Genomic DNA, 16,137 nt, shown 5'->3' with positions numbered 1-16,137 from the left:
CTCGGGCGCGCACGATGGGCACGCCCGCCCGGCCTCCGCCCCGACCTGTGAGGGGCTCCGATGACCGATCAGCTGCTCTCCCCGCCCACGTCCGCTGCCGCGCCCGGCCCCGCGTCGCTGGCCGCGTTCGACGCGCTCGCCCAGGGCGCCCCCGCCCCGCGCTGGCTGCGCGACGGCATCGTCGACGCGTGGCTGTTCGACCCCGGCCGCACCCAGGTCACGCTCATCACGGTCTCGGAGAACGCCACCTTCCTGGTCCGGCAGGCAGGGCGCCCGGTCGCGGTCACCCGCGTGGCCCGCCCCGGCTACATGGGCGACCCGGCCGCGTTCGAGTCGGAGCTCGCCTGGGTCGAGGCGCTCGCCGCGCACGGCACGGCCGACGTGCCGACCGGGCTGCGCAGCGTCGAGGGCGGCTTCGCCGTGGACGTGCCCGACGACGCCGGCCACCGGTGGACGTGCGTGTCGTTCGGCTTCGTGCCCGGCAGCATCCTGGAGGACATCGCCGACCCCGTGCCGTACTACGCGCAGATCGGGCGCACGACCGCCGAGCTGCACGAGCACGCGATGGCCTGGGTGCCGCCGACCGGGTTCCGCAGGCACTCCTGGGAGCTGGCCGACATGGTCGGGCCCACGTGCCGCTGGGGGCGGTGGGAGGACGCCGACCTGGACGCGGGCGCGGTGAGGCTGCTCGGTCGGGCGCAGCAGGCCGCGCTCGAGGTGCTCGCCGACGCCCCGCGCACACCGTCGTACTGGGGGCTGATCCACGCGGACCTGCGACCCTCGAACATCATGATCGACGGCGACGTGCTCACGGTCATCGACTTCGACGACTGCGGGTACGGCTGGTTCGCCTACGACTTCGCCGCCGCGCTGACCTTCATGGAGCACGTGCCGTACGCCGACGCGATGGCCAAGGAGTGGCTGTCGGGCTACTCCCAGGTCCGTCCGCTCGACGTGCTCGACGAGGAGCGCGCGTGCGCGCTGTCCATGCTCCGCCGCCTGCAGATGCTCGGCTGGACGACCACGCACCGCGAGGACGCCCTGCCCCCCGAGCTGTGGTCGGCGCAGCGTTCCGGCACGGTCGAGGTCGCCGAGAAGTACCTGCGCCGCCCGACGTGGCTGGTCTCCTGAGGCCCGCGGCCGTCCTGCTCGACCTGGACGGCACGCTGATCGACTCCGAGCCGGCGTGGTCGCGGGCCGTCGGCGACGTCGCCCGCGCCCACGGCCTGCCCTGGACCCCGGCCGACGACCGGGCGGTCGTGGGCTGGTCGATCCCGGCGCTGTGCACCGACCTGCGTCGGCGTGGCGTCCCGCTCGGCGACGAGGAGCTCACCGACCGGCTGCACGCGCACGTGGGTCGCACGCTGCGTCGTGAGCTGCGGTGGCGCGAGGGTGCCCGCGAGCTGCTCGTCGCGCTGCAGACCGCGGGCGTGCCGTGCGCGTGGGTGACCGCGACGCACGGCGGCCTGGCCCGTGCGGTCGCCGCGTGCGCCCCACCCGGCACGGTGCGGGTGGTGGTGGCCGGCGACGACGTGCGGCGCCCCAAGCCCGCACCGGACGGCTACCTGCAGGCGGCGGCGTGCCTGGGCGTCGACCCGGTGGTCTGCGTGGCCGTCGAGGACTCGCCGACGGGCGTGCGCGCGGCCCTGGCCTCGGGTGCGCGCACGTACCAGGTCGACCCCACGCAGGACGTGCCGGCCGACCTCGTCACGCACCCGCACCTGGTCCGCCTGCCCGGGCTCGGGGGGCTCGCGCACCTGCTCGGGCTGGCGGGGCCCGTGCTCACGGCTCGAACCGGTACCCGATCCCCGGCTCGGTGACCAGGTGGCGCGGTCGGGCAGGCTCCGGCTCGAGCTTGCGCCGCAGCTGGGCCAGGTACACCCGCAGGTAGTTCGTCTCCTGCTCGTACCCCGGCCCCCACACCTCGCGGAGCAGGTCGCGCTGCGTCACGAGCTTGCCCGGGTGCCGCACGAGCACCTCGAGCACGTGCCACTCGGTCGGGGTCAGGCGCACGGGGGAGCCGTCGCGCTCGACGCGGTGCGCCGCGAGGTCGACCGTGAACGCCGCGGTCCGCACCACCGGGGCGTCGGGCTCGTGCGTGGTGCGACGCAGGGCCGCCCGCACGCGTGCCAGCAGCTCGTCCATGCCGAAAGGCTTGGTCACGTAGTCGTCGGCGCCCGCGTCGAGCGCGTCGACCTTCGCCGACTGCGAGTCGCGCGCCGACAGCACGATGATCGGCACGTCGGACCACCCGCGCAGGCCGTGCACGACGTCGACGCCGTCCATGTCCGGCAGGCCCAGGTCGAGGATCACCAGGTCGTACGGGCTCGTGGCCGCCCGGTGCAGCGCGCTCGCACCGTCGACGGCCAGGTCGACGTCGATGTGCCGGGCGCGCAGGTTGATCGACAGCGCCCGGCCGAGCACCGGGTCGTCGTCGACGACGAGGATCGTGGTCACGGTGCGGCCACCACCAGCCGGACCGTCATCGTCAGGCCGCCGCCGGGGGTGTGCGAGGGCGTCAGGGCGGCACCCATCGCGTCGCAGAACCCCTGGGCGATGGCCAGGCCGAGGCCCGTGTGACCACCGACGGCCTTGTCGTCGAGACGTTGGAACGGCACGAAGATCGTCTCCCACTTCTCCCGCGGCACACCCGGTCCGTGGTCGCGGACCTGCAGGTCGACGCGGTCGCCGACGAGCCGGGCGCGGACCTCGACGGGCACGCCGGGCGGGGTGTGCCGTCGGGCGTTGTCGACGAGGTTCGCGACGACGCGGTCGAGCAGGCCGGCGTCGGCCTGCACGAGCGGCAGGGTGTCGGACAGGTCCAGGTCGACCTGGGCCGCGGGCACGGGCAGCAGGGTGCGGGCCACGACCTCGTCGAGCGCGACGGGGGCGACCTGCGCGGTGACCGCACCGGCCTCGATCCGGCTGATGTCGAGCAGGTTCGCGATGATGTCGGTCAGGTGGTCGGTGGACTCCTCGATCGACCCGAGAAGCTCGGCGCGCTCCGCGGGCGACCAGTCCACGTCGTCCTGCCGCAGGCTCGACACGGCGGCCTTGAGCCCGGCGAGCGGGGTGCGCAGGTCGTGGCCGACGGCGGCGAGCAGCGCCGCGCGCATCCGGTCCGCCTCGGCCAGCTCCACGGCGTGCGCGGCGAGCCGCTGGCCCTCCCACGCGCGGGCGGCCGCGGCCGCCAGGCGCTGCAGCAGGCCGCGGTCCTCGGCGAACAGCGCCGGGCCGTACGCGACCAGCTCGAGCTCGTCGCCGGCCCGCAGCCGCGCGGCCGGCTGGACGGGCTCGGCAGGCACGGCGCCGGAGTAACGCTCGACCGGCGGCGCTGCGGGTACGTGCCCGACCGGCATCGTGCCGACCGAGGCCACGACCTCCTCCGTCCGTCCGGGGCGGGTGCGGACCAGGGCGACCGCCACCATCGCGAACGCGCGGCGGACCTCCTCGAGCACGTCGGCCGGCCGCAGGTCCCCGGGTGCGCGCGCCGAGACGTCGGCGAGCACCCGCGCCTCCAGTGCGGAGCGGCTCGCCGTGGCGCGTTCACGTGCCGCGAGCTCGACCGTGACGCTCACGATGAGCGAGACGGCCAGGAACACCACGAGCTCGAGGACCGCGTCCCGGTTCTCGATCGCGAGCGTGTGCCGCGGCGGGATGAGGAACCAGTTCGCCGTGAGCGCCGAGGCGACGGCCGCGAGCACCCCGGGACCGATGCCCCCGACGGAGGCGACGACCACGACCAGCAGGACGTAGAGCATGAGGGCGCTGCCCAGCGACAGCTCGCTGCTGCCCACGACCGCCGCGGTCAGCACGGGCAGCGCGACCAGCAGCACGACGACCGCGGTGCCGCGCCGGGTCCGTGACAGCCGGGTCAGGCGCGACGCCGCGGCGCTCGTCGCGTACCCCGATGGGCTGCTCATGTGCTCAGCCTGGCACGCGGGCGCCTGCTCACCGGCTCGCGACGACCGGTGCGCCCATCGGGAGGTCGTCCTGCGCGGGTCGCACGGTCCCGGGATCGACCCCGACCCGGGGTGCGACGCCGTCCGCGGGGTCGAACCCCGCCTGCCAGGGCACCGACGTCACCATGACCCCCGGCATGAAGTGCAGCCGGGTCTTCAGGCGCAGCGCGCTCTGGTTGTGCAGCAGCTGCTCCCACCAGCGGTCGACGACGTACTCGGGCAGGAACACCGCCACGACGTCGCGCGGGCTGTCCCGTCGGATCGCCGCGATGTGCTCGAGCGCCGGTCGGGTGATGTCGCGGTAGGGGGAGTCGAGCACGGTGAGCGGCACGGGCACGTCGCGTGCGGTCCAGTCCGCGACGAGCCGGTCGGTCTCCTCCGGGCTGGTGCGTACGGTCAGGGCCCGCAGCGTCGACGGCCGGGTCGCCCGGGCGAAGGCGAGGGCGCGCAGGGCGGGGCGGCTGATGCGTGAGACGAGCACGACCGCGTGCACGCGGCTCGGCAGCGGAACGCCCTCCGGACCGGGGGTGACCTCGGCGTCGGCGCGGGTGTAGTGCCGGCGCACCCCCTGCATGGCCGCGTACAGGATGGGCATCGCGATGACGACGAGGTACGCGCCGTGCGTGAACTTGGTGCTGATGACCACGACGAGCACGACCGCGGTGAACGCGGCCCCGCCGCCGTTGACGACCCGTGCGCGCCGCATTCGTCCCCGGGCGGCCGCCGGCGCGAGCCGCAGCTCGCTCGTCCAGTGCCGGACCATGCCGGCCTGGCTCAGGGTGAACGAGACGAACACGCCGAGGATGTACAGCTGGATGAGCCTGTTGGGGTCCGCGCGGAACGCCATGAGCAGGACCACGGCGGCCGAGGCCAGGATGATGATGCCGTTGCTGAACACGAGGCGGTCCCCGCGCCGGGCGAGCTGGCGGGGCAGGTAGCCGTCCTGGCCGAGGATCGAGGCCAGCACCGGGAAGCCGTTGAACGCCGTGTTGGCCGCGAGCACGAGGATCAGCGCGGTGAACACCTGCACCACGTAGAAGCCGACGCTGCCGGTGCCGAACACGGCCCCGGCGACCTGGGCGATCACGGTGCGCTGGTGGTACCCCTCGGGCGCCCCGATGAGCCGGGCGGCGTCGTCGGCGATGTGCACGTGCGAGACCAGGGCCAGCGCGGTCAGGCCCGCGAACATCGTCACGGTGAGCACGGCCATGATGCCGAGGGTGCCGGCGGCGTTCTTGCTCTTCGGCGTCCGGAAGTTCGGCACCCCGTTGCTGACGGCCTCGACGCCGGTCAGGGCGGTGCAGCCCGAGGCGAACGCGCGCAGGCCGATCGCGACGAGGGCCAGGACGCCGACGTGCTCGCCGACCGGCTGCACGCTCAGGCTCGCGGACTCGGCGACGGGTGCGTGCCCGAGCAGGGTCTGCGCGATCCCGACGGCGATCATCGTGAACACCGCGATCACGAACCCGTACGTGGGCACGGCGAACGCGCTCCCGGACTCCTTGACGCCGCGCAGGTTCGCCAGCGTCATGAGCACCACCAGCGCGACCGAGATCTCCACCGCGAAGGGGGCCAGCGTCGGGAAGGCCGAGACGATGTTGGAGACGCCGGCCGCGATCGAGACGGCGACCGTGAGCACGTAGTCGACGAGGAGCGCGGCCGCCGCGACGAGGGCCGCGCGCTGCCCGAGGTTCGCCCGGCTGACCGCGTACGCGCCGCCGCCGCCCGGGTAGGCGTAGCAGGTCTGCCGGTAGGACACGACGACGACGAGCAGCAGGACGATGACCGCCGCCGCGACCGGGATCGTCAGGTGCAGCAGCGCCACCCCGCCGAGGGAGAGCACCAGCAGGATCTCCTGCGTGGCGTACGCGTTCGAGGACAGCGGGTCGGAGCAGAAGACGGGCAGGGCGAGGCGCTTGGGCAGCAGCGTGTCGCCGAGGCGGTCGCTGCGCAGCGGCTGCCCGACGAGCAGCCGCTTGGGCAGGCTGGCGATCTGGGTCACCTGGTCAGTGAACGGCCGGTGCACCGGCCGGGCGCACGATCCTGACGCGTTCTTGACGCGGACCCCTCAGGTCTTGACGCCCGACCGCGTGACCGGGTTCACAGCGGGTTCCTCGGCCGCGGTCGTGCTGCTCACAGCCACCCGCGGCGGCGGAACACCGCCCACAACGTGCCGCAGACCACGCCCATGAGCACGAGCGCGAACGGGTAGCCCCAGGCCCAGCCCAGCTCGGGCATGTCCTGGAAGTTCATCCCGTAGATCGTCCCGACGAGCGTGGGCGCGAAGAGGATGGCCGCCCACGCGGAGATCTTCTTGACCTCCTCGTTCTGGGCGTAGCTGGCCACGGTCAGGGCCCGCATCTCCTCGTTCTGCCGCTGCGCGACGAGCGTGGCGTTGACCGTCAGGATGTCCCGCAGCGACTGCCGGGCACCCTCGATGCGCTCGTTGACGTGCGTGACGTGGTCGGCGACGTCGCGCAGGTAGCGCTGCAGCTCGACGTCGACGCCGTACTTGTCGAACCCGGCGGTCAGCCCGGCGAGGATCGCCGCCAGGGGGCTGCCGGCCCGCTGGAACTCGACGACCTCCTGGGACAGCTCGTAGATGCGCCGGGAGACCTCCGGGTCGCCGCGGAACACCTGCGACTCGATCTCGTCGATGTCGTTCTCCAGCCCGGCGACCACGGGTGCGTACCCGTCCACGACCGCGTCGAGGATCGCGTAGAGCACCGCCTCGGTGCCGCGGGCGAGCAGCTCGGGGTCCTGCTCGAGCCGGCTGCGCACGCTCGACAGGTCGGGCGACTGGCTGTGCCGCACCGTGACGACGAAGTCCTGCCCGAGGAACACGTGCAGCTCGCCGAACCCGACCTCCTCGGCCGCGTCGTCGTAGGTGGCCGCCCGGAGCACGACGAACAGGGTGTCGCCGTACCGCTCGAGCTTGGGCCGCTGGTGCGCCTGGATGGCGTCCTCCACGGCGAGCTCGTGCAGCCCGAACTCGGCGGCCAGCGAGGCCAGCTCGCTCGCGTCGGGGCGGTACAGCCCGATCCAGGCCAGCCCGTCCTCGTGCTCGCGCAGCGACCGGTAGGTCTGCACGAGCGAACCCGGGGAGGCCACCCGTCGGCCCTGGTCGTAGACGGCGCTGTCGACGACGCCGTGCAGCCCGACGGGCGCGGCGGGCTCGACGGCGTCGGGCCGGACGCCGGGCGTCGCGGACGGGTCGCTCGCCGGCCGACGGCCGACGGCGAGCGGAAGGGGACGCAGCGGACGCAGGGCACGCAGCGGACGGTGGCGACGGACGGACATGGGCACGCTCCAGCGGCGGTGCACGGGCGGGCACGGGCGGGCGCGGCGCGGTCCTGGTCGTCCTGCTCGAGGGCAGGGCGGCGGAGCCGGGGCGAGCGTGGCCCGAGCGCGCGCGGTGCAGGCGGACGGGAGCCCGGCGGGCGCGCGGAGCGCCCCTCGGCCGGGCAGGGCAGGGTGCGGTGGAGGACGGGCCGGCGGGGGCCGGTCAGTCCATGTGATGAGGAGGTTCGCTGCGCATGTGCGGCGTCACCTCCTGCTGGTCCTGCCGCGTCCGCGGCGTGCTGGTGAGCAGTCCTCCCGGACCGCCCGGCCCAGGGTAGACCCTCAGACGACCGGTGACACCGGGATCGGTGCGTCGACGTGAGCGGGTGCGGGCGCGGGGGAGGTGGTGCGGCAGTAGCTGTTCAGGTAGTCCACGACGGCGTCGATCACGGTGGCCCGCACCTCGGCGTCGATCGCGTGCCGGCTGAACGCGGCGAGCTGCAGCACCGGGCCGTTCATCAGCGCCAGCACGTTGAGCAGGTGGTCCCGGCGGTCGTGGAGGTCGTAGTCGGGGCCGACGGCGTCGGCGATCGACCGCATCCGCGCGGCGTTGGCCTCGACGAGCCGTGCGTGCACCCGCTCGTCCTGCGCGGCACCCTGCAACGCGATCGACACGTTGCGCGAACGGGGGTCGACGAGGTGCGCGAGCTGCAGGTCGTAGTTGGCGGCGATCCTGCCCCGCAGGGTCTCGCCCTCGGTGACGAAGCCCGGCGGCCGGTGCGCGGCGTGCAGGTCGAGCAGCAGGTCGACCGTGGTCGGCCAGTGGCGGTACACGGTCGCGCGCCCGAGGCCGGCGCGGGCGGCGACGTTCTGGTGCGTGAGCGCCGTCATGCCGTACTCGGCCAGCAGGTCGGTCGCCGCGGTGAGCGCGGCCTCGCGGGTCCGTGCGAGTCGGGGGTCCATCGGGAGGCGTCCTTCCCGCCCCCGGCGACGACGTCGGGCCGGCGGAGGTCCGTGGAGCGCGGGCGCTCAGTGAGTAGCGGCGTGTAGCGGCGTGTGGCGGCGTGCTGCGGCAGGGGACTGCGGGAACGAGACAGCTTGTCGCAGACCCGAGTCGAGGTTACCGCCGCGTAGAAGGGCGCACCAGGATGAGGAACGGCCCCACCGGGTGCCCGGTCACAGGGCCCGTGCGGCCTGCTCGGCGAGCTCGGCGGGCGCGAGCGCGATGTCCAGCAGCACCGGGTCCTCGTCGGGTGTGAGCGGCTCGAGCGTGGCCAGCTGGGAGTCCAGCAGCGCAGCAGGCATGAAGTGGTCGACACGCGAGGTCAGGCGGGCGGCGAGCTGCTCCCGGGTGCCCGCCAGGTGCACGAACCGCACCTCGGGCGCGGCCTCGCGCAGCACGTCCCGGTAGCCGCGGCGCAGCGCGGAGCAGGCGACGACCGCGCCGGCAGGCGCCTCGGCGAGCGCCTCGCCCACGAGCCGCAACCAGGGCAGGCGGTCCTCGTCGGTGAGCGGCACGCCGGCCGCCATCTTGTCCACGTTCGACCGCGGATGCAGGTCGTCCGCGTCGAGGAACGGGACACCGAGCCTCTCGGCGAGCAGAGCGCCCACGGTCGACTTGCCGCAGCCCGAGACGCCCATGACCACGACCCGCGGTGCCGCACCGGGGCGTGGCACCGCACGCGCCCCGATCCCGGCCGCGTGGGTGTGCGCATGCACCCGCTCGGTGTCGGCGTCGACCCGCGCCTGCTCGCCCGACGCGGTCACCGCCACCAGCGCCGCCACCACCGTGGTCAGCGGGATCGCCAGCACCAGCCCCATCGAGCCGGCCAGCGTGCGCACGATCTCCTCCGCGAACGGCCCGCTCGTCAGCGTCTGCCCCAGCGGCTGGCCGTAGACCTCCAGGAGCAGCAGCACCGGCAACGAGGCCCCCGCGTAGGCGAACGCGATCGTGTAGACCGTCGAGGCGATGTGGTCCCTGCCGATGCTCATGCCCTGCGTGAACAGCCGACGCCACCCGGCGGACGGGTCGGCCGCCCGCAGCTCCCACACGGCCGACGCCTGCGTGATCGTCACGTCGTTGAGCACACCGAGCCCGGCGAGCACGACCCCGCACAGGAACACCCCCCGCAGGATCTGCGGCCCGTCGGAGCCGAGCAGCTGCGAGAGCCGGTACGCGTCCTCGGTCGTCACCGGGTCGAGCCGGGCGACGTGCGCCCCGAGGGCGCCCAGCGCCGCGACCATGAGCAGGCCGACCAGCGTGCCCACCAGGGCCGTCGTCGTGCGCAACGAGACCCCGTGCGTCAGGTACAGCACGACCAGCACGATCACCGCCGAGCCGCACAACGCCAGGACGACGGCGTTCTCTCCCGCGACCAGGCCCGGCAGCACGTACAGCGCGAGGACCCCGAACGCCAGGACGAGACCGATCAGCGCCCGTAGGCCGCGCGCGCCCGCGACAAGCACCGTGACCAGGGCGAACGCCAGCGCGAAGGCCCCCAGCGGCAGCGACCGGGAGAAGCCGTGCCACGCCCACACGGCCGGGGACCCGTCCGCCTCGGGGTAGTACTCCACGACGACCGCGGTGCCCACCGGCACGTCGTCGACACCCAGGCCGGCGGTCGCGAAGACCTCCACCGTCGTCCCGGCGCGAGGTCCCGACGTCACCCGCGCGGTGACCTGCAGGCAGTCGACCTGGTCGGGCACCGTGCCGTCCGCCTGGACGTCCTCGACCGTGCCGTCGCACCGCTGCAGCTGCGTGGCGGTCACCCGCGCGGAGTCGAGCTCCACGGCCACGTCGACCAGCTGCGGGCGGTCCGCGCCAGTCGCCTCACCGGGCCAGGTGAGGAGCATCCCCACCACGGCGGCGACCGCGGTCGGCACGACCACGGCCAGCAGCAGGGTCCACGCGCGCACGGGCCCACGGTCGCTGCGGGTACGGGACGCGGGCCGGGTCTCGCTCATGCCCCGATCCTGCCGTGCCGGCGGCAGGACCGTGACGCTGACCGCGCGGCGCGCGCACCTCAGGTGCAGGCTGGAGCCGTGGGCACACCATGAGCGCACATGAGCACACCGTGAGCAGCGGTCGAGGGGGCTCCGCGGACGAGGAGGTCACGATGGTCCCGTCCGTCGTCGTCGGGTACGACGCGTCCGAGCACTCGGTCGCCGCCGTGCGCTGGGCCGCCCGCGAGGCAGCACGCACCGCCAGCCCGCTGCTCGTCGTGCACGTGTGGGGGTTCGCCCACCAGCGCACCGGCGGTGCCGGGACGTCCTGGCTCGGCGCCCAGGTCGTGGCCGGGGTGCAGGCCGTCGCCGACGAGGGCGTCGCGCTCGCGGTCGAGGCGGCGCCCGAGGTGCATGCGCGCGGGTTCGTGGGGCACGGGCCGCCCGCCCAGGTGCTGGTCGACCACTCCCGGGACGCGCGCCTGGTCGTCCTCGGCCGGCACGGCACCGGCTGGGTGCGTGAGGCCGTCATCGGCTCGGTCGCGGCGAGCGTGGTTCAGCACGCCTTCTGCCCGGTCGTCGTCGTGCCGACCGGTGACGTGCCCGACCACGGCGTCGTCGTCGTGGGGGTCGACGGCTCGGCGGGCGCCGACGCGGCGCTGGACACCGCCGCGGAGCACAGCGCGTCACGGGGTGCCGCCCTGCGCGTCCTGACCGCGTGGACGACGGTGCCCGTGACCTCGACCATGAGTTACTGGGTGATCGCCTACCCCGACTCCACCCCCGACCAGCTGGCGCTCGCGCACGCCGAGCAGGTCCAGGAGGTCGCGCGTGCCCGTCTGGCCCGGACGGCCCCCGAGCTGCAGGCCTCGTGGGAGATCGTCGAGGGTCGGGCCTCCGACGTGCTCACCGCCGCGGCGCGCGGCGCCGACCTGGTGGTCGTGGGCGCGCGGGGACGCGGAGGGCTCGCCGGGCTGCTCCTCGGATCGGTCAGCCGCGGCGTGGTGCGGCACAGCCCGTGCCCCGTCCTGGTGACCCGCTCACGCCCCTGAGGGCACCGCCCTCCCGACTCGCCCGGCCGGCTCGCCCGGCCGGCGTCCCTCTGCCGGCGTCCCTCTGACGTCCCGCTCGTCACGGACCCGGACGTGCGGACAGCCCGCGGCTCCCTGGGGTGCCACGGGCTGTCCGTGCGAGCAGCCGACGCTGCGGTCGCTCAGTAGTGCATCGGGGTGAGGGCCACGTAGTCCTCGACCGAGCCGTCCGCGAGGCACGTCTCGATGATCTGGCGGCCCAGCGGGTCCAGGTCGTCGGTGAGGAACTTGCTCAGCTCGGACTTGAAGAACGAGGTGAGGATCTCGGCACCGGCGTCGTACGCCTCCAGGCCGACCTGCGACTGGTTCTCCGGCTGCAGGATCGTCGGACGGATCTGCTGGCCGTCGATCTTGACCTCGCGCGGGCGGTACCCGAACAGCGAGCAGCGCGCCGGCGTCAGGTGGTCCGCGCCGATCTTGCCGCCACCACGACGGGCCAGGTACTCCCGGGTGATCCACTCGGCCGCGAAGTCGACCTTGTACGCACCGATGTGCTGGTTGGGGGTCAGCACGTAGCGCACCCGGTCGGCGTCGAGGATCTGCTTGAGCAGCAGGTTCGCCGCACCGACCTTGGTGCCCGTCGCGAAGGGCCAGTACGAGCCGACGCCCTCGGCGACCATGCCGCCGTGCTTGAGCGTGGACGTCGTGGCCTTCGACTCGCCGATCGACGGGTTCTTGTCGCCACGCGGGGCGATGAGTCGCCACATCCACGCCAGCGACGGCGGGACGACCTGCATCATGCCCATGATCCCGTAGGTGGGCTTCTCGCTGGTGCAGGCCGGCATCCGGACGCCGAACGTGCGCACGTCGACGGCCTTGGGCTCGTCGATGACACCCTTGACGAACCGGCGGGGGATGATCACGCGCGGGTTCGGGCAGCGCTTGCCGTTCGAGTCCAGCGTGTGCTCCCACGGCAGCGCGGTCGCGTCGGGCGTGCCGTCGATGCTGAAGAACACCAGCGGCTCCTGCGGGTGGATGACCGCCCGCTCGAACGCCGGGTCCTCGCCGTAGGACTTCATGTTGTCGACGCGGACGAACCAGCCGTCCTCGGCGTCGGCGACCACGAGCGACCCGTCGCCGCGCTGCACCGACGGGTGGCAGAGCGTCATGTCGTCGGTCACCGGGGCGAGCGTGCTCGTCTCGCCGAGGGTCAGGTGGTACGGCTCGTCGGTGACGACGTTCGTGCCGAACAGGATGCGGCCGTCGTCCTCACGGCGGATCTCCTGGCACATCTCCGACTTGCCGCCGCCCGAGGCACCCTCGTGCATGATCACGGTCTCGTTCTCGTACGGCGTGGTCACCCGCACCGACGAGGCGTGCGCGGTGATCCAGCCCTCGTGCTCGCCGATGTCGAGGAGCACGGAGAAGACGCCCTTCTTCGCGCTCGGACCCGGGTACAGGTTGTACGCGAAGATCTCGTGCAGCGTGTCCGTGCGGTCGTGCACGACGACCTGGCGGCCCTCGAAGTGCGTGTGCCGGAACGGCGGCGCGACGTACAGGATCGAGCGGGGCGTGAACGGCCCGATCTCGTCGAACGTCACCCAGCCCTGCAGGTCGACCAGGGCGAGCGCGAAGAACGCGGCGTTCGCCGGGATGATCGCCAGCGAGGGGTAGCCGAACCGCGGGCCGCCGGCCTTGAACGGCACGACGACGAGCTCCTGCTCCGACAGCCAGTCGAGCGTCTCCTGCTTGACGGACGCGAACTCCGAGCCGAACACGTCGCGGTAGCGCGGCTTGTCGGTCGGCAGGTCGTCGGCGATGCGCATGCAGTCGGGGTCGCGCCGACGCATGTAGTCCTCGGGGTAGTTCACGGCAGCGCCGTTGCTGCACCGCGTGACCGTGGCCTCGGTGTACGGCACGCCGTTGACGTCGTAGTCGACGGAGAAGACGGGTCCGCCGGCGGGGCCGAGGGTCAGCTCGTAGAGCTCAGCGCGCGAGGACGGGACGATGACGGACTTGCAGGCGTCGAGGGCGGCACGCACCTCGGGGGGCAGGGCTACGTCGGCCAGCGACGGACACGCGACAACGCTCACGGTGTGGGCTCCTTCGTCGGAGGATGACCGGGCGGGCGCGTCCTGCTGCGGGAGGGCAGCGGGAGCCCGACCGGTCGTGGGTGCCGCGCGCGGCCGACCGGTCGGCACACGTACGACGCTCACTTGGCCAGGACTTTAGAACCGTATAGGACGGGCCGGGTGGGACCTTTGGGCTTGTCCAGCATGTGTCGGCGTCGCAGGTCACCGGTGCGTGCGAGCGCCGTCAGGGTCGCTCAGCCATCCTCGCCCGGCGCCGCCGCGCCTGCCACCGGCGGCGCCCCGGCCGGACCGCCCGCCCTCGTGCCGCTGCGGCGGCGCCACCAGCGCACGACCGCCACGCAGCCCGCCGCCACGGCGCCGCCGAACGCCAGCCACGGCGCGAGCACGCCCAGCACGAGCACCGCACCGCTCAGCATCGTCACGAGCGAGGACCAGCCCACGGCGAGCCCTCCGAGGAACCCGTCCGGTGCCGGTGCCGTGGTTGCGGGCACCTCGCCCGGCTCGTCCACCTGGATCGTCAGCGTGGACAGTGCGACCTCCTCCGCCAGCCGGGCCCGCTGCGAGCGCAACGACTCGAGGTTCGCCTGCCGCTCGGAGAGGGCCTGCTCGGCGGCGACGAGGTCCGCGTTCGAGGTCGCTCGGCCCAGCAGGTCCTCCATGCGCGCCACCGACAGCTCAAGCGCGTGGATCCGGGCGTCGAGGTCCTGCGCGTCGGCCGTGACGTCCTGCGCCTGCACCTCCTGCTCGACGACCCGACCGACGTCCGCGAGGCCCTCGAGCATCGTCGTCAGGTCGGCGGCGGGCACCCGGACCACGAGCGAGGCCGAGGCGTCCCGCTCGTCGTCGCCCGCGACGGAGTGCCGGTCGTCGACGCGGCCCTCGAGGCCTTCGGCGAGCGCGACGACCGCCTCCGCTGCGGCGACCGGGTCCGGTGCGGTCATCCAGACCGTGCCCGTCTGGACGACCTGCCGGTCCGTGGCGGCCACGGCCGCCTCGTCGCCCGCGGCGACGTCCGATCCGGCGGAGTCGGCCGCCCCGACCGCTTCGGCCCCTGCGACCCCTGGGACCGCGCCGGAGTCCGTCGACGCGTCGCCGCCGCTCGCGCTGCACGCCGCGAGCGTCCCGGTCACGACGAGCAGGGCGACGATCCCGGCCCAGCGCTGGCGGACGCGACTGCGCGCCGTGCCGGGCGACGCGGACGCGGGGTGGGCCCCGCGCCTGATCTCCGACGTGCTGATCTCCGACGTGCTGGTGTGCGACGTGCTGATGTCCCGCGGTGCCCCCGCCGTGTTCGCGACCATGTCCTCGACGGTAGGGCGGCACCGCGGGGCCAGGGCTGGTCGTGGTCCGATCGTGACCCGGTCGCCCCGATCGTGACGGGATCGTCATGCGTTCGCATCGTGCGGGTGTGTGAGAACGACGTGCCTCGGGACACGGTGGTCTCCGCCTCGTGCCACCCCGGACGCGACGCGGCTCAGGCCGGGTACGCGGTCGCCGTCCACAGGTGGAACGCGGCGTGGGCCCGCCACGGACGCCACGCCTCGGCCGCGCGCTCCGTGCCGGCGGCGTCCGTCCCACCGAGGGCCCGGCGCAGCACGAGGTCCCCCGAGGGCCACGCGTCCCTGTCGGCGAGCACCCGCACCGCCAGGTACTCGACCGTCCACGGGCCGACGCCGGGCAGCGCCAGCAGCTGACGGCGCACCTCGGCGTGGTCACTCCCCGGGGTCAGCGCCAGACCGCGTGAGCAGGCCGTGGCCAACGCGTGCACCGTGCGGGCGCGGGAGTGCGGCACGCGCAGCACCGCCTGCAGGTCGACGGGGTCGACGCGGGCGATCGTGCCCGCGTCGGGGTAGGTCACGAGCCCGCTGCCGGCGTGCGGCGTGCCGTACGCCTGCGCGAGCCGACCGCCGAACGTCCGGGCCGCCGCGAGTGACACCTGCTGCCCGAGCACGGTCGTCACGGCCGCCTCGAAACCGTCCGGGTGCCCGAGGACCCGCAGGTCCGGGCGCACGGACAGCAGCGGGCCGATGAGCGCGTCGCCCCCGAGCGCGGACCGGACGGCACCCAGGTCGTCGTCGAGGCCGAACCACCGGCGCAGCAGGGCGTCCAGCGCGGCCGTCCGCGGAGCGGGCGCGCGGGTCGGGTGGACGGCGCCCTCGTCGTCGACCGTCGCCGAGACCAGACCGTCGTGCAACGTCACGTGCACGACGACCGGCCCCTCGCCCAGGTCCACGAGTCGCCGCACGGTGCCCGCGGAGCGGTCGACCGTCTCGACGCCCGGGACCGCGTGCGCCGCCAGGGAGGCGAGCGCGGGTGCGGCGGCGAAGGGGACCGTCACGTCGTGTCGCACCGTGCCTCCGTCCCTGCGTCGTCCCACGCCCTGCCGCGCCCGTGCGCATTGCCGCGCCAGGCCGGCGTGCCGTGCCTGTCCGGCGTGCCTTCCGCGTCCGGCACGGGCCCGGGTGTCGCCACGATAGGCACGGGTACCGACACCGGAGCTGACCTCTCGGCCCTCTCCAAACCCGTCGCGGGCTCACGATCTGGCAGATCCGATCCGCCGTTCCGGATGCGGATCGGCACAGAGAGGGTCAAGATCAGGTCAGCCGATCGCAGGGGGCACCTTCGCGACCGGTCGGTGGGCGTCCAGGCCCGCCGCGTCGTGGGTCACGGCGAGAGCCGGGCCGGACCCGAGAGGGTCAGGGAGTGCGCCACGCCCCGTGCCGGCGAGACTGCTCCTGATCGGTGCCCCGCCCCGGGGGTCGGGGTGGGGCACCTTCCTTGTCTGCTTCCTCGTTCGTACCCTGCGCCGGCCTGTCCGCGTCCCGC

The 16,137-nt window shown here is 74.1% G+C and carries 12 protein-coding genes; 3 read left to right on the top strand and 9 right to left on the bottom strand.

What is annotated here, in order from left to right; translation table 11 throughout:
• Positions 1-60: 60 nt before the first annotated feature.
• The gene (locus BKA22_RS01990; RefSeq protein ID WP_146951214.1) at positions 61-1,131 is read left to right on the top strand and encodes a phosphotransferase enzyme family protein; all 1,071 of its coding nucleotides are present in this window, start codon (positions 61-63) and stop codon (positions 1,129-1,131) included.
• Positions 1,116-1,820, top strand: coding sequence for an HAD family hydrolase (locus tag BKA22_RS01985; protein ID WP_179561601.1), 705 nt, complete (start codon positions 1,116-1,118; stop codon positions 1,818-1,820). The genes BKA22_RS01990 and BKA22_RS01985 overlap by 16 nt, the downstream gene beginning before the upstream one ends.
• Here the strand turns inward: BKA22_RS01985 and BKA22_RS01980 are convergent.
• The 6 genes from BKA22_RS01980 to BKA22_RS20480 all read right to left on the bottom strand — a co-directional run bounded on the left by BKA22_RS01980 (position 1,783) and on the right by BKA22_RS20480 (position 10,208).
• The gene (locus BKA22_RS01980; RefSeq protein ID WP_146951213.1) at positions 1,783-2,457 is read right to left on the bottom strand and encodes a response regulator; all 675 of its coding nucleotides are present in this window, start codon (positions 2,455-2,457) and stop codon (positions 1,783-1,785) included. The two genes, BKA22_RS01985 and BKA22_RS01980, sit on opposite strands and share 38 nt — an antisense overlap.
• Complete coding sequence (locus BKA22_RS01975; protein WP_146951212.1) at positions 2,454-3,923, bottom strand: sensor histidine kinase; 1,470 nt, start codon at positions 3,921-3,923, stop codon at positions 2,454-2,456. The genes BKA22_RS01980 and BKA22_RS01975 overlap by 4 nt, the downstream gene beginning before the upstream one ends.
• Before the next feature lie 28 nt (positions 3,924-3,951).
• Positions 3,952-5,964 (bottom strand): APC family permease, encoded by a 2,013-nt coding sequence (locus BKA22_RS01970; protein ID WP_223203386.1) that lies wholly within the window; start codon positions 5,962-5,964, stop codon positions 3,952-3,954.
• A gap of 131 nt (positions 5,965-6,095) precedes the next feature.
• The gene (corA, locus tag BKA22_RS01965; protein ID WP_146951211.1) at positions 6,096-7,262 is read right to left on the bottom strand and encodes a magnesium/cobalt transporter CorA; all 1,167 of its coding nucleotides are present in this window, start codon (positions 7,260-7,262) and stop codon (positions 6,096-6,098) included.
• 324 nt (positions 7,263-7,586) lie between these two features.
• On the bottom strand, positions 7,587-8,207 hold the full coding sequence (locus BKA22_RS01960; RefSeq protein WP_146951210.1) for a TetR/AcrR family transcriptional regulator: 621 nt from the start codon (positions 8,205-8,207) through the stop codon (positions 7,587-7,589).
• A 213-nt stretch (positions 8,208-8,420) separates the two neighbouring features.
• Positions 8,421-10,208 (bottom strand): gluconokinase, GntK/IdnK-type, encoded by a 1,788-nt coding sequence (locus BKA22_RS20480; protein ID WP_179561600.1) that lies wholly within the window; start codon positions 10,206-10,208, stop codon positions 8,421-8,423.
• 110 nt (positions 10,209-10,318) lie between these two features.
• On the opposite strand from BKA22_RS20480, the gene BKA22_RS01950 reads away from it, so the two are divergent.
• A complete protein-coding gene (locus tag BKA22_RS01950; RefSeq protein ID WP_179561599.1) occupies positions 10,319-11,239 on the top strand; it encodes a universal stress protein in 921 nt (306 codons plus the stop codon).
• Between the two features lie 161 nt (positions 11,240-11,400).
• Here BKA22_RS01950 and BKA22_RS01945 read toward each other — a convergent pair whose 3' ends face one another.
• The 3 genes from BKA22_RS01945 to BKA22_RS01935 form a co-directional block, all read right to left on the bottom strand.
• A complete protein-coding gene (locus tag BKA22_RS01945; protein ID WP_146951208.1) occupies positions 11,401-13,311 on the bottom strand; it encodes a DUF4914 family protein in 1,911 nt (636 codons plus the stop codon).
• Between the two features lie 233 nt (positions 13,312-13,544).
• Entirely contained in the window at positions 13,545-14,612 is a 1,068-nt protein-coding gene (locus tag BKA22_RS01940; RefSeq protein ID WP_146951207.1) for a DUF4349 domain-containing protein, read from the bottom strand.
• A gap of 173 nt (positions 14,613-14,785) precedes the next feature.
• Entirely contained in the window at positions 14,786-15,661 is an 876-nt protein-coding gene (locus BKA22_RS01935; protein WP_146951206.1) for a DNA-3-methyladenine glycosylase family protein, read from the bottom strand.
• Positions 15,662-16,137 lie beyond the last annotated feature (476 nt).

It is taken from the genome of Cellulomonas soli, assembly GCF_013409305.1.
In the GTDB taxonomy this organism is placed as follows: Bacteria; Actinomycetota; Actinomycetes; order Actinomycetales; family Cellulomonadaceae; genus Cellulomonas; species Cellulomonas soli.
This window is presented reverse-complemented; position numbering and strand designations above follow the sequence as displayed.

Coding starts and splice junctions, on each gene's coding strand:
- BKA22_RS01990 (WP_146951214.1), top strand. CDS start 61: ATGACCGATCAGCTGCTCTCCCCGCCCACGTCCGCTGCCGCGCCCGGC.
- BKA22_RS01975 (WP_146951212.1), bottom strand. CDS start 3,923: ATGAGCAGCCCATCGGGGTACGCGACGAGCGCCGCGGCGTCGCGCCTG.
- corA (WP_146951211.1), bottom strand. CDS start 7,262: ATGTCCGTCCGTCGCCACCGTCCGCTGCGTGCCCTGCGTCCGCTGCGT.
- BKA22_RS01960 (WP_146951210.1), bottom strand. CDS start 8,207: ATGGACCCCCGACTCGCACGGACCCGCGAGGCCGCGCTCACCGCGGCG.
- BKA22_RS20480 (WP_179561600.1), bottom strand. CDS start 10,208: ATGAGCGAGACCCGGCCCGCGTCCCGTACCCGCAGCGACCGTGGGCCC.
- BKA22_RS01940 (WP_146951207.1), bottom strand. CDS start 14,612: ATGGTCGCGAACACGGCGGGGGCACCGCGGGACATCAGCACGTCGCAC.